Origin of the sequence: Nonomuraea sp. NPDC050022, assembly GCF_044460705.1 — a bacterium.
Lineage (GTDB): Bacteria > Actinomycetota > Actinomycetes > Streptosporangiales > Streptosporangiaceae > Nonomuraea.
On sequence record NZ_JBITKE010000007.1, the window covers coordinates 330183 to 348066 of the forward strand.

Consider the following 17884-nt stretch of genomic DNA (forward strand, 5'->3'; position numbering starts at 1 on the left):
GTCACAAGTCGAGATCGAGGAGGGCATCTTTACTCCCGGGATGAAGATCCTGTAACTGCGGCTCGGCCCCCGTCATAAGCGCAGCGGAGAGGAAGCTCGCCACGAGCAGGCCGCCCGCGACGCAGCAGGTCACCTGGATCGCGCCACCAGGCGAGCCGGCCGTGGAGCCGTTGAGGTAGACGCTGCCCAGGACGGCGACGCCGAGCGTGGCGCCGAGTTGCTGGACGGCGTTGAGCAAGCCGGCGGCTGAGCCGATCTCTTGAGGCTTGAGCGGTTTCAGCGCGGCGGTGAAGAACGACGGGGTGAAGACCCCGACGCCGAGACCCGCGGCTCCCAGGGCGCCGAGCAACGGCGTGAGGTAGGCCATGGGGGAGGCCGCGTGGTAGACGGCGATGGCGGCCACTATGCCCACCCCCAGCGTGGCGAGTCCGGCGAACATCACCCGCCGCCCGTAGCGAGGAACCAGATACGCGCCCGCCACCCACGACGACACCGCCAGGCATACCGACCAAGGCGTCATGGTCAGGCCCGCGGTGCGCGCGTCGGCGCCGACTCCCAGCTGAAGGTGCAGGACCACGACGAACATCAGCCCGGTCGTCACCGCGAAGAACAGGGTGGACGTCATCAGCGCGGCCGGGAAGGCGCGGTGCGCGAACAGGCTGGTCTCCACCAGCGAACTGCGGCCGAGCCTGGCTCGCCGTCGCTGCTGCAGGCCGAAGCCGAAGACGGCCGCCAGGCCGATGCCGATGGCCACCCAGTTCCCCGTCGACACGTGCGCCGTCCCGGCCCCGATCAGGGGGTAGACGATCAGGGCGGTGCCGAGCATCGCCAGTGCGGTGCCCGTGGGGTCGAGACTCGGCCGCCGCGGCGCGTGGTCCTCGATCAGGGTCGGCGCGACGGCCAGCACGGCGACGCAGAGCGGGACGTTGACCAGGAACGTCGACCGCCATGACGAGCCGAACAGGTCGGCCTGGGTCAGCACGCCACCGAGAATGGGCCCGCAGACAGCGGCCAGACCCATGACGGGACCGATGCTGCCCAAGGCCTTGGACATCTCCTCGCCGTCGAACATGGCGCGGATCAGGCCGATGGTCTGCGGAATGATCGCCGCGGCCGCGGCGCCTTGCACGGCGCGGAAGCAGATCAGCGCGCCGACCGAGTCCGCCAGCGCGCAGGCCAGCGACGCGGCCAGGAACCCCGCGACACCGATCCGAAAGACCAGCCGCCGACCGGCGATGTCACCCAGCCGGCCCCCGGTGATCAGCAGCAGGGCGAAAGGCAAGGTGTACGCCGTACTGAACCACTGCATGTCCGACCCCGACCCGCCCAGGTCGGCCCGGATCGCCGGTGTGGCGACCTGCACGATCGTCGAGTCCAGCAGATTCATGGCCTCGGCCAGCAGCAACGCCGCCAGCGCCACCCACCGCCACCGGTAAGCCGCCCTCGGGGGCGATGACACATGTACTGACATCCCACGTTCCTCTCCGACTCCGCGAACCCGCGCCGTCGACGGGCGGGGTCCCAGCGTGAAAGAGGCCGGGTCGGTTGTTCCATCCGGAGCGTATAGTTGGCGACTATCTTCCAAAACTGATGGATCAGTGAGGGAAATGCTCACGCTCGACGATGTGGACCGAGGGCTGATCCACGCCCTGAGCATTGACGGGCGAGCACCCTTCGGCCGTATCGCCGAGGTGATCGGCACCTCGGCGCAGACCGTGGCTCGCCGCTATCGGCGACTGCGCGCCGAGGCCGCATTGCGCGTGGTCGGGCTCCCGAACCCGGACCGGGCAGGCCAGACCCAGTGGATGATCCGGCTCACCGCCACCCCGTCCACCGTGCGAGATCTTTCGCATTCGCTGGCCCGGCGAGCCGACACCTCGTGGGTCAAACTGGCCTCCGGAGGTACGGAGATCTTCGCCGTCATCCACGCGCCGAGCGGTGCGCAGGCCGTACCGTCGCTGCTGCTGCACGACATCCCCCGAAGGGCCGGCATCACCGCGGTCTCCGCCCACTGCCTGCTGCACACCTACCTGGGCGGGCCGACCGGGTGGCGAGGCCGCCTCGAGACCCTCACCGAACAGCAGCAACAGCGGCTCGCACAGGCCCGCGACACTGATTCGCCAGCCCGCCGGCCATCGTCGACCCATCAATCGGCCTACCCGCCATCGTCCACCCATCAGTCGGCTCGCCAGTCATCTCCGGCTGATCGGCCGACTGATCAGTCGACTGGTCGGCCGACGGATCAGCCGGCTGATCAGCCGACCGATCTGTCGGCCGGTCGGCCGCCGCTGGCGCGCGTCGATCACGACCTGATCGACGCTCTGCGTCACGACGGCCGGGCCACGTACGCCGACCTCGCCGCGGCCACCGGACTGTCTCAAGCCACCGTCGGCCGCCGTCTGGCCGAACTGCGCGCCAGCGAGACGATCTTCTTCGATGTCGAGGTCGCCCCCGCCGTTCTCGGGGCCACCACCCAAGCCCTGCTCTGGATGTCCGTTCAGCCAGGACACCTCGACCGCGTCGCTACCACCCTGGCCGGCCACCGTGAACTCGCCCTGGTGGCCGCCACCACCGGCCGGACCAATCTGCTGGCCAACGCGCTCTGCCGCAGCCCTGCCGATCTGCACGATTACCTCACCCATCGGCTGGGTGGCCTCGACGCCATTCACACACTCGAAACGGCCCCCGTACTGCACACCGTCAAGGCCGCGGGCCCGCTGGTCCCGATGGGTATGCGCGCTCCGTCGTCCATGCCGTACTGACACGAAATTTCCGGACAGGGCAAGTTAAGCCATTCGCAAGAAGCACGACCATAATTTGGTCATGCCGTCGATGAGTGAGCTGAGAGCAGGAGATCCCGCCGGTCTCGGAGGTTATGAGATCCGCGGACGGCTGGGAGAAGGCGGACAAGGCGTCGTTTATCTAGGCGTCGACGAGCAGGGCGACCAGGCCGCCATCAAGTGGTTACGGCCGAACCTGGCGGGCGACGAGGTCGCGGCCGAGCGGTTCGCGCGGGAGGCGGCCGTGGCGCAGCGGGTGGCGCCGTTCTGCACCGCGAAGGTACTGGCGACCGGGGTGCACGAGGAGCGGCCGTTCATCGTCAGCGAGTACGTCGAGGGGCCGCCGCTGCGGCAGGTGGTGACCAAGGAGGGGCCGCGCGCGGACGCCGCCCTGTACCGGCTGGCCATCGGGAGCGTCACCGCGCTGGCCGCCATCCACCAGGCGGGCATCGTGCACCGTGACTTCAGCCCGAACAACGTGCTGCTCGCCGGCGAAGGCCCCCGGGTGATCGACTTCGGTATCGCCAAGGCGCTCGACGCCACCTCGACGATCACCTCCACCCCGGTGGGAACGCCGGCGTTCATGGCGCCGGAGCAGGTTCTGGGGCAGCCGGTGGGGCCGGCCGCTGACATGTTCGCGTGGGGGAGCACCATCGTGTTCGCCGCCACGGGCGCCGGGCCGTTCGAGGCGGAGTCGGTGCCGGAGATCGTCGACCAGGTGCTGTACAACGAGCCCGATCTGTCCTCCCTGACCGGGCCATTGCGCGAACTCGTGGCCGCCTGCCTGTCGAAGGACCCCGTCCGGCGGCCCACCGCCGAACAGGTGATCATGCGGCTGCTGGAGCATCCCACGTCGAACCCCGCAGAGCTGGAGCAGGCGGCCGCCCTGGTCAGCGGTTCCCCACCCCATCCCTCGGCTCCGCCTCAGCCTCCGTCCCAGCCCCAGCCTCCGTCCCAGCCGGGGTCAGGGTTCCCCATGCAGCCCCCATATGGACAGCCCTCTTACGGTCAGCCTCCGTACGCGCAGTCGGGGCCATACCCCCAAGGGCCGTACCCGCAGGCTCCGTACGGGCAGCCGGGGTCATACTCCGAAGGACCGCAACCGCAATCGGCGCCGCACCCTCAGGGGCCGTACCCGCAGGCTCCGTACGGGCAGCCGGGGCCATACTCCGAGGGACCGCAACCGCAGTCGGGGCCATACCCCGAGGGACCGCAACCGCAGGCGGCGCACCCGTACGGACCACCACCCCAAGGTCCGATCCCGCAGGGCCCGCCACTACAGGGACCGTCTCCGCAGGGCCCGCCACTACAAGGTCCACCTCCCCAGGGTCTGCCACCGCAAGTCCCGTCTCCACAGGGTCCGTACGCGGAGTCGGGGCCGCACCAGCAGGCGCAGTGGGTCTCTCCGACCACGCAGGGGCAGTCCCCGCAGTACGGCTCCGGCCCGCAGGTGCCGCCGCCTCGATCGGGCGGGAAGAAGAGCTACGTGGTGGCGGCGGTCGCCGCGGCTGTGGCCATCGTCGCGACCGTCGTCGTGGTGGCCGTCGCGCTGACCAACCTGCCCGGCCCGCTGACCCCGACCTCCTCCCCGAGCGCCGAAGGCACGGCCACATCCGCGGCCCCGGCGGTCGTTCCCACCGCGAACCTGGTCACCTCAACGCTTCCCGGCACCGACGCGGTCATCTACGAGAATCCGGGCGACGCCGTCAGGCTCACCACCTACATGGTCCGCGACGCCAAGACTCAGAACTGGATCTACTACGCCCGGGACTCCCTGACCGGACCATTCACAAAATATCCGGACATGTGGGAGAGCATGCTGTCGCCCAACGGCCGCTATCTGGCCCAGCGCGGCAAGAACTTCGCCGACGGCTACGACAGCGTCAAGATCACCGACAAGGTGTCGGGTGAGGCGTTCACGGTCAAGACCTCGCGCCAGCCGCTCAGCGCGTACGTGCAGGGCTGGTCGCGTGACAGCGGCCGCCTGCTGTTCAACGTCGGCAACCCGGTGAAGGGCGTCTGGCAGTCGACCGGGTTCGCGATCGTGACCGTCGCCACCAGGCAGGCCACGGTCGCCTCGCTCAGGGAGGGCTCGCTGCACGGCATCCGTTACGGCTTCGACCAGGCCGACACGGGCGTTGTGGCCCTGTCGAACGACGCCAAGCAGCAGGCGCTGCGCTTCTTCGACGCGAACGGGCTGCGGCTGCGCCGGATCCCGAACGTGGGACCAGGCATCGCCGATTCGCTGTTCTCGCCGTCGGGCAAGCAGTTCGTCACCAACTGCCCCGGTCTGAGCAACGGCAACAACTGCGTCTACGACACCCAGACCGGTGCCGAGTTGAAGCGCTTCGAGTCGCCCTGCACCGGCCTGGCCACCTGGTACGACGACAGCCACCTGGTCTGCTGGATCAGGCCCGACGCGAGCGCGGAGAAGCAGCAGGTGCAGGTGGTCGATTTCGCGGGCACCGCGGTGCGCCTGCTGGCCGAGATGCCGACGAACGGCACGAACATGGACGTGATCTACACCTTCCCACACCGGAACTAGCCCTGTTCCCGCACGTCAACGGACCTAGCCCGGTTTTCTGTACGCCACCGGAACTGGTCCTGTTGTCCGCACGTCAATGTCCCCTTGCCCGCACGTCACTGTCCCCGGGCGGCGCCGATGACATCGAGTGCTGGATCAGCCATGGCGGCTGACCTGCGGCAAGGCGGGCGGTATGGGCGGGAAACGGAAAACTAGCGGACACGGCCCCTGGGCCGCAGCCGGGTGCCCGGCAGGACGGGCGCGGGGAGCGGGCCGCCGTCGAACCCCTCGACGGCGCCGAACCCCTCGCCCTCCATCCACTCCTTGCGGAACGCGACGATCTCGTCGTGGTCGCGGCCGACGAAGTTCCACCACATCACGATCTCCTCGGCGAACGGCTCGCCGCCGATCAGCAGCACCCGCCCGCGCCCGCTCAACCGCAACAGGCTGCGGCCCGGCGGCACATAGAGCAGCGGTCCCGCCTCCAGCGGCTCGACCTCCCCGTCGAGCAGCAGCACCCCGTGCTCGAAGCCGGGGTCGAGCGGCACTTCGGCGTTCCCTTCGACGGCCACCTCGGCGCCCACCAAGGGGCTGTAGGTGGTCGCGGGCGAGGTCACGCCGTCGAGCGACCCCATGATCACCGTGGCGTCGAACCCGGCGCCGGACCGCACGGGCAGTGACGAGTGGTGCTCGAACCCGGGCCCGGTACGCCGGTCCGCGCCGGGCAGCGCGACCCACAGTTGAACGCCGTGCAGCAGCGTCTCGGGCGACTCCTCCGAGTGGGAGATGCCGCGTCCGGCGGTCATCAGGTTCAGCTGGCCAGGGCGTACCTCCTGGAGACTGCCGACACTGTCGCGGTGCAGCACCTCGCCGGCGACCAGCCAGCTCACCGTCTGCAGGCCGGTGTGCGGATGCGGAGGCACCCGCATCACCGCCACCTCGGGGCCGTAGGCGTCCACGAAGCACCACGCGCCGATCATGCGGCGGTGCGCGTTGGGCAGCGTCCTGCTCACCGACATGCCGCGCGGACCGCCCAGCGGCACCGCGCGCCCGGCGAGCAGCTCGGTCTCACCACCGCTCTCGGCGCCGCAGCGGATCTCGTCGGGGTCCTGCTCCAGGTTGCTCACGTATGAACTGTACGACGGCACTGTACGGCGGCATGGATCAGCTCTCGGCGGGTGCGGGTGCGGGTGCGGAGACGGAGGGGAGACGGCGGCATGCGGAGACGGAGACGGAGACGGAGTACGGCGGCATGGATCAGCACTGAGCGGGTGCGGGTGTGCGAGCGGGAGCGGAGCACGGCATGGGTCAGCTCTCGGCGGGTGCGGGTGCGGAGGTGTGGCGGCGGGCCAGCAGGGACTGCGCGATGCCCACCACGACGACCGCGAGCGGGAAGACGGTGCCGACCAGCAGCCCGGCACGGAGTCCGGCGCCGTCGCCGAGCAGGCCCCCTTGAGCGACGGCGCCCTCCCCGAGCAGACCGCCTTGGGCGACGGCGCCCGCCAGCCACGGGCCCGCCGCCGCCCCCGCGTCGCCGAACATCGCCAGGACCCCGAACATCGCGGTCCCGCCCAACGGGAAGCGGGCGGCCGTCAGGCTGAACGTCCCCGGCCACATCAGGCTGACCGCCAGCCCGCACACCGCACACCCGACCAGGCTGAGCACCGGGTCCCGGGCCAGGGCGGCGGCGAGGTAGCAGGCGGTGGCCAGCGCGCCGCAGGCGATCACGGCGGGCAGCAGGGGGATCCAGCTGCCCCAGAGACCGTAGGCGATCCGGCCGAGCCCCATGAGCACCGCGAACAGGCACGGTCCCGCGAGGTCCCCCCACACCTTGGCCACGCCCAGCCCCTGCTCGGCGAAGAGCGAGGACCACTGCGACATGGTCAGCTCGGCCGCGCCCGCGCAGAGCATGAGCAGCAGCGCCGCCCCGAAGAACGGGGTCCGCAGCAGCGCCCCGAGCCCGGTCCGGTGCTCCTCGGGCACTGTCGCGGGCAGCGGGACGCGCAGGAAGAGCACGAGCCCGGCCAATGGTACGAGTGCCCACAGCAGCGGCAGCGCCTGCCAGGCCGCGTCGCCGATCCAGGCCAGCACCAGCGTCGTGCCCAGCACGACCGCGACCTGGCCCCAGCAGTAGAAGGAGTGCAGCAGGCTCATCCTGGCGGCCCGGTGCTCAGCCGGTGCGGGCAGGGCGTCCACCACCGGGCTGACCAGGACCTCCAGCAGCCCGCCGCCGATCCCGTAGACCACCACCGCCACGGCCAGCCCTGTGTACGGCGATGGCAGCGCCGACGGAGCGACCGCCAGCAGCACCAGCCCGGCCACGCTGAACACATGCGCCAGTGCCAAGGGCACCCGGTAGCCCGTCCGGTCCACCACCTTGACCGCGATCAGGTCAGTGACGAGTTGGGTGGCGAAGTTGAGCAGGACCAGGCGGCCCAGCATCTCGTACGGCACCTGATAGCGCGTCTGGAAGACGATGAACAGCAGTGGCGCCAGGTTGTTGACGATGGCCTGGGTGACATATCCGGCGTAGCAGGCCCGCCGGGTGTGGTCGAAGGTGGTCAGCCCAGGGTCTCCCACCAGCCGTCGACGGCCGGAGCGCCGTCGGTGTCGACGGCTTCACCGGGGCGTGGCACCGCGATCTCGACGTCGCGAGCCTTCGCCTCGCGCCACAGCCGCTCCACCGGCTCCGCCCACGGGTGCAGCGCCAGCGTGAACGTCGCCCAGTGCACCGGCAACAGCAGCCTGCCGCCCAGGTCGAGGTGCGCGTTGATCGCCTCTTCCGGGTTCATGTGGATGTCGGGCCAGGAGGGGCTGTAGGCGCCGATCGGCATCAGCGTCAGGTCGAACGGGCCGTGCGCCGACCCGATGCCCCGGTAGCCCTCGAAGTAGCCGGAGTCGCCCGCGTAGAAGACCCGCTTGCTCGCTCCGGCCACCACCCAGGAGCCCCACAGCGTGTCGTTGCGGGTGAGCACGCGGCCGGAGAAATGGCGGGCGGCCGTCGCGATGAAGCGCAGCCCGGCCACCTCGGCCTCCTCCTCCCAGTCGAGCTCGATGATCCGGTAGGCGGGCACGCCCCATCGCTCCAGGTGGGCGCCGATGCCCAGCGGGACCAGGAACGGCGCCTTCTGCGTCGCGGTGAGCGTGCGCACGGTCCCCATGTCGAGGTGGTCGTAGTGGTCGTGCGAGATCGCGATCGCGTCGACCTGCGGCAACCGGTTCAGCGGGACGGGCACCGGGTGGTGCCGCTTCGGCCCGACGAGCTGCGACGGCGACGGCCGTCTGCTCCACACCGGATCGAACAGCACCCGACGCCCCTCGATCTCCACCAGCGTGGAGGCGTGGCCGTACCAGATCGCTCTCAGCCCGGTCGGCGACGGGTCGCCGGTCGGCGGGACACGCAGCGGAACGGGGCCGGACGGGCGGCGCAGGTCTCTGTCCTTGGACATCTCACGCAGCAGACCCGGGGGCGGCGCGGACAGCATGGTGGTGGATTCCGGCATCGGGTTGTAGAAGGCGCCGTCCTTGAACTGCGGTGAGCGCCGCACTCTGGCCGCCCGGTCCGGTCCTGAGGTCAAAGGCCGCACGCCCAGCTCGGCGGGTACGTCACGCAGGGCCCAGCCCGCCGCGGCCAAGGCCGCCCCGCCTACGAGAATCCGTCGTATCGTCCGCAGTCTCGCCATCGCTCACACTCCCCTGAAAGTCGGTCCACACCACTCAACTGATCGCGATATCCCCGATGTTCCCGATTTCGACGATATATCGCGATAGATTCAGACCGTCTTGATCGCGCCGCCGTCGATGACGTAGTCGGCGCCGTTGACGCTCGCGGCGTGTGGCGAGGCCAGATAGGTCACCAGGGCGGCGACCTCCTCGGGAGCGACGAACCTACCCGTCGTCATCCCCGTACTCGACGGCAGCCCCGCCAGGAGCTGATCGTGCTCCAGGCCCATCTTGGCGGCGAGCGCCGCGCCGTAACCGTTGGGATCCTCCCACATCGACGTGCGGCTGGCACCGGGGGAGACGGTGTTGACCCGCACCCCCTGCGGCCCGAACTCCTCGGCCAGCGCCTTGCCGAACGCGGTCAGCGCGGCCTTGGCCGTGGTGTAGGTGATCGGGCCGGCGTGCGGCATGCGGGCGCCGTTGGAGGAGATGTTGATCACGGTCCCGCCCCGGCGCAGCAGGCTGGGCAGGGCGGCCCTGGTGGCGCGGACCGCGCTGAGGAAGTTGAGATCGTGGGCCTGGCGCCAGTGCTCCTCGGTGAACCCCAGGAACCCGTCCAGCTGTCCCTCGCCGCCGTCGCCGCCGCCCACATTGTTGACCAGCAGATCGAGCTCGCCCAGCTCGGCCAGGGCGGTGCCGATCAGCTCGGCCGGGCCTTCGGCGCTGGACAGGTCGACCGCGATCGCCGTCGCGCCGGTCTCCTTCAGCTCGGGCGAGATCGTCCGCGAACCGGCCACGACCCGCATCCCCTCCGCTCGCAGCGCGGCGACGATGGCGAGACCGAGGCCCCTGCTGGCGCCGGTGACGACGGCGGTCTTGCCGGTGAGTCGCATGTCCATGGTGACGCCTTCCTCCGTAAGTGCATCGCTGATGATGCCAAGAACGTAGCACTTGCAACATCAGTGTTGCAACTAGGGAGTGTATGGTTGCACTGTGGAAGCGATTCAGCAGGGGCGCGCGCTGCGTTCCGACGCCGAACGGACCGTACGCACGATCCTGGAAGCGGCCGAGCGGGTGCTCAGCAAGAATCCGTCGGCCAGCATGGAGCAGATCGCCGAGGCGGCCGGGGTCGCCCGCACGACCGTGCATCGGCGCTTCGCGTCCCGCGATGCCCTGGTCAGCGCGATGGAGGGGTGGGCCACGCGGCAGTTCGCGGCGGCGGTCGAGTCCGCCAATCCCGAGACCACGCCGCCGCTGGTCGCGCTCTACCAGGTCACGGCCAGCGTGTTGCGGGTGAAGATCGATTGGGGATACGCGATGAGCCGCGCGTCGTCGGACCCCGAGGTGGCCCGTGTGCACTCAGAGGTCGAGGACAGGTGCGACCGGCTGTTCCGCAAGGCGCAGGCCACCGGCCTGCTGCGGGCCGACGTGGATCCGGCGTGGGCCAGACGCGTCTACTACGCGCTGATCCACGAGGCCGCGCAGAGCCAGGGCGACGACGCCGACACCCTGGCCACGCTCCTGGTCGACACCCTGCTACGGGGCGTCGGCACCGACCGGGGCCTGGGATAGCCCTCCCGCAACGCGTCGGCACCGACCGGGGCCTGGGTTAGCCGTTCTGCCGTACGGCGTCGGCGCCGACTGGGGGCCTGGGTTGGCCCGTCCTGCCGTACGGCGTCGGCGCCGACCGGGGTCTGGTCGACACCTTGCCATGCGGTGTGGGCACTGACTGGGCCTGGGGTTGAGAACTGGGTCTCAGGCCGCTGACCATTTATGATGATCTTGTCACGATCGGTTCAAGGGGCATGCGACCTGACGAACACCGAGTGGGAGTGGCGCAGGCCGCTGCCGCCCGAGAGTGGGCGGTGGAATGATGACCGAGCCGCCCGGCTGCTCTCACCGAGGCGGCGCCGGCGATGCGGTCGCATGTTCGGGCTCAGCTTGCTTTGACCAGCAGCCGGCGTGGCCAGTAGACGAACCCGTCGCTCCACACGACGGCCGACAGGTCCTCCTGCGCGTGCAGTCCTGGCAGGCGCGTCACCAGAGCGTGGAACGCCTCCCGCAGTTCCATTCTCGCCAGGTTCGCGCCTAAGCAGTAGTGAGGGCCATGGCCGAATGCCAGGTGCGGGGTGGACCGGGCATCGGTGAACCTCTTCACGTCGAACCGCAGCGGGTCCTGGAACACCGACGGGTCGTGGTCGGCGGCCCAAAGGTTGGGCAGCACGACCGTGCCGGCCGGGATGGTCCCGCCGGACACCTCGACGTCCTCAGTGATCCGCCGGAGCATGCCGTTGGAGCCGGGCCCCTCGTGACGCAGGATCTCCTCCACCGTCGGCTCGACCAGTTCGGGATGGGCCGCGAGTGCGGCGTACTGGTCGGCGTGGCAGAGCAGGCGGAAGCCGCCCCGGGCGATCATTGAGGCGGTCGTCTCGTGCCCGGCCATGATCAGCGTGAACACCATGTTGGTCAGCTCGTCCTCGCTGAGCCCATCGCCTTCGTCGCGTGCCGCGATGAGCAGGTCGATCAGGTCGTCGCCGGGCTCGGTCCGGTGCTGCTCGATCAGCTCCCGCGCATAGGCCGTGAACGCGGCGAATCCCTGGGCCCGAGCGTCGGCGCTCGCGTCCGAGGCGGACAGAAACATCTCCGTCCAGCCGCGGAACTGCTCGAAGCGGTCCATCGGCACGCCGAGCAGCTCGCAGATCACCCGGGCGGGCAGCGGCAGCGCGAAGTCCGCGACCATGTCGAACTCATCACCGACCGCGTCGATCAACTCCCCGGCGATGGCCGCCACGCGGGGCCGCCAGCGTTCGATGTGCCGGGGTGTGAACGTGCCGTGCATGATGCGCCGGTATCGGGTGTGCTCCGGCGGATCCTGGTTCATCAGCGCCGCCGGGTCGTCGTCCAGGAACGTGCCGCTGACCATCCTGGGCAGGCCGGGCTCGCGCAGGTTACGGCTGCTGGCCGGCGAGGTGAGCACACCGCGGACATCCGCGTACCGGACGATCATGGGCACCCGGTCGCCGCTCGGCAGCGTGGCCGCCGCCATCGGCGCTTCAGCGTACCGGCGGGTCAGGTCGGGCGACGGGGTGCCGTACGGTCCAGGGGGAAGGTCCGGCCAGGTCGATGTGGTGCTGGACTGTTCTGTCAAAGCCGCCTCCGGGCGATGTCGTCGTCCAAGCTCGCCGGGAACGTACGAAACAAGCCGCCGACGGTCAAGACCCATCCATGCGTGGAAGGGTGCGTGGAGCGGCTGGCCTGGTCGTTTGGCTCCAAACCTGATCCAAGGAACAGCTCTCAGTCGTCCTGCCCGCCGTCTGAGGGCCGGATGTCGATGGGCTGACTCAGGCGGGGAGGCGTGCGTACGGGTTGATGTCGATGGGCTGGCTCAGGCGGGGAGGCGTGCGTACGGGTTGATGTCGATGGGTGGGCTCAGGTGGGAATGTGCGCGTACGGGCTGATGTCGATGGGTGGGGATTCGCCCAGTGCGAGAGCGGCGGCGATCTGGCCGGTGAACGGGCCGGCCGTCAGGCCGTACGCGCCCAGGCCCGTCGCCACCACCACCCGGTCGGTGAGCCGGTCGATGAGTGCCGTGCCCGCCGCGTACACCGGACGCAGACCCACCCTCGTCTCCACCACCCTCGCGCCGTCCAAGCCCGGCGCCAGTCGCAGGCCCGCCGCCAGCACCTCGTGGATGCCGCCGATGGTGACGTACGGCGAGAACCCGGCGTCCTCCACGGTCGCGCCGACCACCAGTCGCGAGCCGGGGAAGCCCAGCAGGTACGGCCCACTCCGGGGCAGCACGATCGGCCAGGAGGTGGTGTCCACGCCGTCGACGGCGGCATGCACGATCTGCCCGCGTCTGGGGGACACCGGGATCTCCACCCCAAGTCCGCGGCACACCTCCCCGCTCCAGGCTCCGGCGGCCACGATCACCACATCCGCCTCCACTCGCACCCCGGCCTCCCCGACCTGCGTCTCCGCACTCGGCTCCGGGCCGGGCGCGCCGGTTGTGGTGCGGCGGAGCGGATCGCCGTCGGGTGTGGTGCGGAGAAGCACGCCGCCGTCGGGGGTGAGGGTCGCGGTGCCCGTACGGAGGTCGGCGCCTTGGTGGATGGCGGCGCGGAGGAGGGCGTCACGTACCGCCCGACCGTCCACCCGAGCGGCCCCCGGCACGTGGATCGCGCTCAGACCGTCCCTGAGCGGCGGGAACAGTGCCGACGGAGCCGCCACATCCGTGATGTCCCCCATTTCGGGTGCCTCCGGATGGCGGCGCAGCAGGAGGGCGCGTATCGGCTCCAATTCGACCGGATCCGTGGCCACCAGCAGGGCTCCCACCCGCGCGTACCCGATGTCCTCGCCCAGCGCCGACACCAGATCCGGGTAGCGGCGAGCCCCCTCGCGCGCCAGCCTGTACCAGGCGTCGTCGTCGGGATGGTCCACCCACGGGCACACGATGCCCGCGCCGGCGTCCGTCGCCCGCCCGCTGAAAGCCCCGTCCACCACCGTCACGGACACTCCGCGCCCGCTCAGGTGCCAAGCCGCGGCCGCACCGACGATCCCGCTCCCGATCACCGCAACACGCATGTCCCCATGATCGCAGCCAGGAGGACGCCGAACGAAGCGGGTCAGCCGCCGGCGGTCCAGCCGTACGTCTTCATGAGGTGAGCCGCCACGCGGGCGAAGCGCGTACCGTCGAGCACCGCGCCCTCACGCCTGATGTCGTCCTCGTCCAGGCCGAACACGCGGTCCAACCGCAGGTAGGACGTCTTGCCGTCGCGCCCCCACACGCCGACCTCCAGCCAGTCGGGGCCGTCGTCGCCCTGGCTGGACAGCATCATGCCCAGCAGTCTGCGTCCGGTGCGGCCCACGATCAGCAGCGGGCGGTCCTTGCCGCGCTCCGGGTCCTCCTCGTAGGGCACCCAGGCCCAGACGATCTCGCCGGGGTCGGCCAGTCCGTCGAGGTCGGGGGAGTAGGACAGGGTCGCCGCCTGGCTGAGTGAGTGGATCTCCCGCACCGCACCGCGGGCGGGCCGGGGGTCCTCACCTGAATCGCGCACGCCAGGGAGCTTACGCCACCGGGCCGTCGTTGATCGAATCCGGTGCGGTTGCCCGCGAAGAGGACCACGACGTCAACATGTCAAGCGGGCCCTCCGTCGGCGACCCCTGGAGGGGCGAGCAGGCGGCGCAGCGCCGCGGGGGTGCGGCCGGCGTGGCGGCGGACCGTGCGGGTCAGGTGGGCCTGATCGGCGAACCCCAGCTCGGCGGCCAGCAGCGCCAGGTTCGCCGCGCCGCCCTCCAGGTGATCGAGGGCCCGCCCGACGCGCACCCGGTTGCGGTAGTGGGTCAGAGATATGCCGAGCTCTCGGGTGAAGGCCCGGCTCAGCTGGTACGGCGAGACAGCCAGGAACTCCGCCAGCGGCAGGAGCCCATCGGCGGCGGGATGGCCCGCGGCGATGGCCTCCCGGGCACCCTCCACGATCACCTCCGAGCTCGCCGGAGCCCGGCCGCGCCGGGCCGGCGCGGGGGTGAGCTGGTCGAGGGCGGTGGAGAGGAGGGGCAGCAGGGCCTCGGCGAGCTCGAAAGCCGTGTCGCCGGTGCGGGCGGCGGCCAGGAAACGGCGGTGCGCCAGGTCGAGGCGGGCGTCCACATAGATCGTGGAGCGGGAGGGCACCACGTTGTCGCCCGCGAGCGAGCGCCACAGGTCCGGCGTCACGCACAGGGAGGTGCACACGTCGCCACCCGCCGGGTGCGCGTAATGCTCCTCCTCGCCAGGAGTGCCGAGATAGGCCATCGTCGGATCCACCACGGCGGCCCGCCCGTCGGCCTTGCGGCGGAAGCGGCCGCGGCGCACCAGCACCACCCGGTAGGCGGAGCTCGTTTCGGGCGGCGACCACCTGCGGTGATCGTCGTGGCAGGTCACCGCGTCGAGGGTGAACCCGGACCCGGTGCCGAGACGGACTGCTGAACGCACCTGCCGAACCCTACGCTCCGGCTACGACAATCCTGCCGCCGTCGCACGAGGGTATGCCCAGCGCCGCCGCGGCCAGGCGGCGAAGACCCAGCGGTGGTGCAAGGATGTTCAAGACCCGGCCGCCCGCCCCGCCCCACCCTGGACTCATGACAACAACCATCACGGTCTCCACCGTGATCTTCGACTGCCAGGACCCGGCCGCTCTCGCCGACTTCTACGCCAAGGCCACCGGCGGCCGGATCGCCCACAGCGACGACGACTTCGCCACCGTCGAGGGCGGCCCCGTCGGGCTGGCGTTCCAGCGTGTCGCCGGCTACCGCGGCCCCGGCTGGCCCGCCGACGCCAAGCACGTCCACCTCGACCTCCAGGTGACCGACGTCGAGATCGCCGTCAAGGAGCTGGTCGGGCTCGGCGCCGCCGTACCGGAGTTCCAGCCCGGTGGCGCCGACTGGACCGTGCTCACCGACCCTGAGGGCCACCCGTTCTGTGTCGCGGCAGGTGGCTGACCCCATGGCCGCCATTCACAAGGAGACGGTGCTCGACGTCCCCGCCGAGCGGGTGTGGGCGGTTCTGCGCGAGGCCGGCCGGGTTGATCTGCTCGCTCCCGGGTTCGCGCTCGAGTGCCGTATGGAGGGCGATGTCCGGATCGTCACGTTCTTCAACGGAGCCGTCGCCCATGAGCTCATCCTGGACGTCGACGACGAGGCCCGCCGCATCGCCTATGCCATGGTCGACAGCCCGCTCGGGCTGCGGCACCACAACGCGTCCTCGACGGTGGTGGACGAGGGCGACGGCCGTTCGCGGTTCGTCTGGCACGCCGACCTCTACCCTGAGGAGGCGGTGCCCGTCGTCGCCGAGTTCATGGATCGGGGGCTGAGCGCCATGAAGAACGCCCTGATGTCCTCGGCGAGCAGCAGCGGCGCCTGAAGCGCGGCGTAGTGGCCGCCGGCGGGGAACTCCGACCAGCGCACCACGTTGTGCGCGACCTCGGCGTAGCGCCGCACCGAACTGTCGCCGGGGAAGACCGCCACGGCGGTCGGTGTTCTGCCCGGCTCGGCGGGTGGCTCCCAGGCTGAGGCGCCCTCACGGTAGAGGCGCGCGGAGGAGCCCGCCGTGTCCGTGAGCCAGTAGATCATCACATTGGTCAGGATGTCGTCGCGCGACAAGCCGCCGATGTCCTGACCCCACGAGGCGTACGCGTCGAGGTTCCAGGCGAGCTGCCCGGTCGGCGAGTCGGCCAGGCCGTAGGCCAGGGTCTGCGGCCTGGTCCCCTGGATCATCGCGTACCCGGAGTAGTGACGGTGCCAGCGCTCCACCCCCTTGGCCCGCTCCACCTCGGCCGGGCTCAGCCCGGCCTGGTCGTCGTTGACGAGCGTCGTGAGCGCGTTCAGATGCACTCCGACGACGTGGTCCGGGTCGAGTCTGGCCACCTCCGGGGAGATCAGCGAGCCGAAGTCGCCGCCCTGCGTGCCGTACCGCGGATAGCCGAGCCTGCTCATCAGCTCCGCCCAGGCGGCGGCGACGCGCCGCACGCCCCAGCCGGTCTCCGCCGTCGGTCCCGAGAAGGCGAAGCCGGGGATCGACGGGATGACCAGGTGGAAGTCGCGGCTGAGGGGTTCGGCGACATGCGCGAAGTCGGCGAACGTGCTGGGCCACCCGTGCGTCAGCAGCAGCGGCAGCGCGTCCTCGCGGGGGGAGCGCAGGTGCGCGAAGTGCACGCGCTGCCCGTCGATCACGGTCGTGTACTGCGGAAGGGCGTTCAGCCTGGCCTCGTGTTCACGCCAGGAATAGCCGTCGAGCCAGTAATCGGCCAGCTCGCGTACCGCTGGAAGCGGTACGCCGTAGGACCAGCCGACGCCCTCCAGCGCGTCGGGCCAGCGCGTACGGCGCAGCCGCTCGGCCAGGTCGGTCAAATCGGCCTGTGGGACATCGATCACGAATTTCTCCATGTCGCACAAGCTAGGCGGCATCGCGGCCAGGATCAGGACACAATTGCCCTTGTGTTGGACACCTCCGCCAGGCTGCTCCGCCTGCTGTCCCTGCTGCAGGCGCGGCGCGACTGGCCCAGCGCCGACCTGGCCGAACGGCTCGGCGTCGCGGTCAGGACCGTGCGCCGCGACGTCGAGCGGCTGCGCGGCCTCGGGTATCCGGTCCACTCCACGCCGGGTGTCTCCGGCGGTTACCGGCTGGGCGCGGGCGCCGAGCTGCCGCCGCTGCTGCTGGACGACGACGAGGCCGTAGCCGTCGCGGTGGGCCTGCGCACGGCCGCGGGCGGCACGGTGACGGGCATCGAGGAGACCTCCCTGCGCGCCCTGGCCAAGCTGGAGCAGGTGCTGCCCGCCCGGCTGCGGCACCGGGTCAACGCGCTGCAGACCCACACCGTGCCGATCACCACCGACGGTCCGACGGTCGCCGCCGAGGTGCTGACCGTCGTGGCCGCCGCCTGCCGCGACCACGAGCAGCTCCGCTTCGACTACACCGGCCGCGACGGCGTCACCACCGAGCGCAAGACCGAGCCGCTCACCCTGGTCAACTGGTCGCGCCGCTGGTACCTGGTCGGCTGGGACGTCGACCGGCGGGACTGGCGCACCTACCGCGTCGACCGCCTGCGCCTGCGCACGCCGAACGGTCCCCGCTTCACACCGCGCGAGCCGCCAGGCGGCGACGTCGCGGCCTGGGTCGAGCGCCGGCTGGGTCACGACATGTGGCCGATCCAGGCGCGCGTCCTGCTGCACGCCCCTGCCGATCAGGTCGCGGGCCGTACGGCGGGTGTCGTCGAGCCGGTCGGGGAGGACACCTGCGTGCTCACATTGCGCGGTGACGACCTGCATCTGATCGCCGTGGTCGTGGCCTTCCTCGACCTCGACTTCGAGGTGCTGGAGCCGGCCGAGCTCAAGGAACGGCTGCGCGGGCTCGGGCGGCGACTCACCACCCTCTAGAATCTCA

Annotated in this window: 17 protein-coding genes; 7 read left to right on the top strand and 10 right to left on the bottom strand. The window is 70.7% G+C overall.

The features are described 5' to 3' along the window. Position 1: 1 nt before the first annotated feature. Positions 2 to 1471 carry an MFS transporter gene (locus ACIBO2_RS30565; protein ID WP_397301271.1) on the bottom strand — a complete coding sequence of 490 codons (1470 nt, stop codon included), beginning with the start codon at positions 1469 to 1471 and terminating at the stop codon, positions 2 to 4. Between the two features lie 136 nt (positions 1472 to 1607). Between ACIBO2_RS30565 and ACIBO2_RS30570 the strand changes: the two genes are divergently transcribed. Together ACIBO2_RS30570 and ACIBO2_RS30575 are read left to right on the top strand one after the other, a co-directional pair. Then, positions 1608 to 2762, top strand: a complete 1155-nt coding sequence (locus ACIBO2_RS30570; protein ID WP_397301703.1) for an AsnC family transcriptional regulator — start codon at positions 1608 to 1610, stop codon at positions 2760 to 2762. Positions 2763 to 2823: 61 nt separating this feature from the next. Then, entirely contained in the window at positions 2824 to 5325 is a 2502-nt protein-coding gene (locus ACIBO2_RS30575; RefSeq protein WP_397301273.1) for a protein kinase, read from the top strand. A gap of 191 nt (positions 5326 to 5516) precedes the next feature. Here ACIBO2_RS30575 and ACIBO2_RS30580 read toward each other — a convergent pair whose 3' ends face one another. Continuing rightward, positions 5517 to 6431, bottom strand: coding sequence for a pirin family protein (locus ACIBO2_RS30580; RefSeq protein ID WP_397301276.1), 915 nt, complete (start codon positions 6429 to 6431; stop codon positions 5517 to 5519). Positions 6432 to 6433: 2 nt separating this feature from the next. Here ACIBO2_RS30580 and ACIBO2_RS30585 point away from each other — a divergent pair, with 2 nt between their 5' ends. Further along, the gene (locus ACIBO2_RS30585) at positions 6434 to 6571 is read left to right on the top strand and encodes a hypothetical protein (RefSeq protein WP_397301279.1); all 138 of its coding nucleotides are present in this window, start codon (positions 6434 to 6436) and stop codon (positions 6569 to 6571) included. 41 nt (positions 6572 to 6612) lie between these two features. Here ACIBO2_RS30585 and ACIBO2_RS30590 read toward each other — a convergent pair whose 3' ends face one another. The 3 genes from ACIBO2_RS30590 to ACIBO2_RS30600 form a co-directional block, all read right to left on the bottom strand. Beyond that, entirely contained in the window at positions 6613 to 7884 is a 1272-nt protein-coding gene (locus ACIBO2_RS30590; protein ID WP_358542717.1) for an MFS transporter, read from the bottom strand. Further along, the gene (locus ACIBO2_RS30595) at positions 7866 to 8987 is read right to left on the bottom strand and encodes an MBL fold metallo-hydrolase (RefSeq protein WP_358542719.1); all 1122 of its coding nucleotides are present in this window, start codon (positions 8985 to 8987) and stop codon (positions 7866 to 7868) included. The genes ACIBO2_RS30590 and ACIBO2_RS30595 overlap by 19 nt, the downstream gene beginning before the upstream one ends. A 90-nt stretch (positions 8988 to 9077) precedes the next feature. Further along, positions 9078 to 9866 carry an SDR family oxidoreductase gene (locus tag ACIBO2_RS30600; protein WP_358542722.1) on the bottom strand — a complete coding sequence of 263 codons (789 nt, stop codon included), beginning with the start codon at positions 9864 to 9866 and terminating at the stop codon, positions 9078 to 9080. Between the two features lie 94 nt (positions 9867 to 9960). Here ACIBO2_RS30600 and ACIBO2_RS30605 point away from each other — a divergent pair, with 94 nt between their 5' ends. Further along, positions 9961 to 10539 (top strand): helix-turn-helix domain-containing protein, encoded by a 579-nt coding sequence (locus ACIBO2_RS30605; protein ID WP_358542724.1) that lies wholly within the window; start codon positions 9961 to 9963, stop codon positions 10537 to 10539. 364 nt (positions 10540 to 10903) lie between these two features. On the opposite strand, the gene ACIBO2_RS30610 is transcribed toward ACIBO2_RS30605, so the two are convergent. From ACIBO2_RS30610 to ACIBO2_RS30625, 4 genes are all read right to left on the bottom strand, one after another. Then, positions 10904 to 12115, bottom strand: a complete 1212-nt coding sequence (locus tag ACIBO2_RS30610) for a cytochrome P450 (RefSeq protein WP_397301282.1) — start codon at positions 12113 to 12115, stop codon at positions 10904 to 10906. 281 nt (positions 12116 to 12396) lie between these two features. Next, positions 12397 to 13551, bottom strand: a complete 1155-nt coding sequence (locus tag ACIBO2_RS30615; RefSeq protein WP_397301284.1) for an NAD(P)/FAD-dependent oxidoreductase — start codon at positions 13549 to 13551, stop codon at positions 12397 to 12399. A 41-nt stretch (positions 13552 to 13592) separates the two neighbouring features. After that, positions 13593 to 14024 (bottom strand): type II toxin-antitoxin system PemK/MazF family toxin, encoded by a 432-nt coding sequence (locus ACIBO2_RS30620; RefSeq protein WP_358542730.1) that lies wholly within the window; start codon positions 14022 to 14024, stop codon positions 13593 to 13595. Between the two features lie 80 nt (positions 14025 to 14104). Further along, positions 14105 to 14938 carry a helix-turn-helix domain-containing protein gene (locus tag ACIBO2_RS30625; protein WP_397301287.1) on the bottom strand — a complete coding sequence of 278 codons (834 nt, stop codon included), beginning with the start codon at positions 14936 to 14938 and terminating at the stop codon, positions 14105 to 14107. A gap of 146 nt (positions 14939 to 15084) precedes the next feature. Here ACIBO2_RS30625 and ACIBO2_RS30630 point away from each other — a divergent pair, with 146 nt between their 5' ends. Both ACIBO2_RS30630 and ACIBO2_RS30635 read left to right on the top strand, forming a co-directional pair. Further along, positions 15085 to 15444 carry a VOC family protein gene (locus ACIBO2_RS30630; protein WP_358542734.1) on the top strand — a complete coding sequence of 120 codons (360 nt, stop codon included), beginning with the start codon at positions 15085 to 15087 and terminating at the stop codon, positions 15442 to 15444. 4 nt (positions 15445 to 15448) lie between these two features. Then, positions 15449 to 15865, top strand: a complete 417-nt coding sequence (locus ACIBO2_RS30635) for an SRPBCC family protein (protein WP_358542736.1) — start codon at positions 15449 to 15451, stop codon at positions 15863 to 15865. On the opposite strand, the gene ACIBO2_RS30640 is transcribed toward ACIBO2_RS30635, so the two are convergent. Continuing rightward, positions 15763 to 16887 carry an epoxide hydrolase family protein gene (locus ACIBO2_RS30640; protein WP_358542738.1) on the bottom strand — a complete coding sequence of 375 codons (1125 nt, stop codon included), beginning with the start codon at positions 16885 to 16887 and terminating at the stop codon, positions 15763 to 15765. The genes ACIBO2_RS30635 and ACIBO2_RS30640 overlap by 103 nt on opposite strands. Positions 16888 to 16938: 51 nt before the next feature. Between ACIBO2_RS30640 and ACIBO2_RS30645 the strand changes: the two genes are divergently transcribed. Continuing rightward, positions 16939 to 17877, top strand: a complete 939-nt coding sequence (locus tag ACIBO2_RS30645; protein WP_397301292.1) for a helix-turn-helix transcriptional regulator — start codon at positions 16939 to 16941, stop codon at positions 17875 to 17877. Positions 17878 to 17884 lie beyond the last annotated feature (7 nt).

What these genes read in the sequence shown, in the direction of transcription:
- ACIBO2_RS30640 (WP_358542738.1), bottom strand. Translation starts at nt 16,887, where the DNA reads ATGGAGAAATTCGTGATCGATGTCCCACAGGCCGATTTGACCGACCTG.
- ACIBO2_RS30585 (WP_397301279.1), top strand. Translation starts at nt 6,434, where the DNA reads ATGAACTGTACGACGGCACTGTACGGCGGCATGGATCAGCTCTCGGCG.
- ACIBO2_RS30600 (WP_358542722.1), bottom strand. Translation starts at nt 9,866, where the DNA reads ATGGACATGCGACTCACCGGCAAGACCGCCGTCGTCACCGGCGCCAGC.
- ACIBO2_RS30595 (WP_358542719.1), bottom strand. Translation starts at nt 8,987, where the DNA reads ATGGCGAGACTGCGGACGATACGACGGATTCTCGTAGGCGGGGCGGCC.
- ACIBO2_RS30565 (WP_397301271.1), bottom strand. Translation starts at nt 1,471, where the DNA reads ATGTCAGTACATGTGTCATCGCCCCCGAGGGCGGCTTACCGGTGGCGG.
- ACIBO2_RS30635 (WP_358542736.1), top strand. Translation starts at nt 15,449, where the DNA reads ATGGCCGCCATTCACAAGGAGACGGTGCTCGACGTCCCCGCCGAGCGG.
- ACIBO2_RS30575 (WP_397301273.1), top strand. Translation starts at nt 2,824, where the DNA reads ATGCCGTCGATGAGTGAGCTGAGAGCAGGAGATCCCGCCGGTCTCGGA.
- ACIBO2_RS30630 (WP_358542734.1), top strand. Translation starts at nt 15,085, where the DNA reads ATGACAACAACCATCACGGTCTCCACCGTGATCTTCGACTGCCAGGAC.
- ACIBO2_RS30615 (WP_397301284.1), bottom strand. Translation starts at nt 13,551, where the DNA reads ATGCGTGTTGCGGTGATCGGGAGCGGGATCGTCGGTGCGGCCGCGGCT.
- ACIBO2_RS30570 (WP_397301703.1), top strand. Translation starts at nt 1,608, where the DNA reads ATGCTCACGCTCGACGATGTGGACCGAGGGCTGATCCACGCCCTGAGC.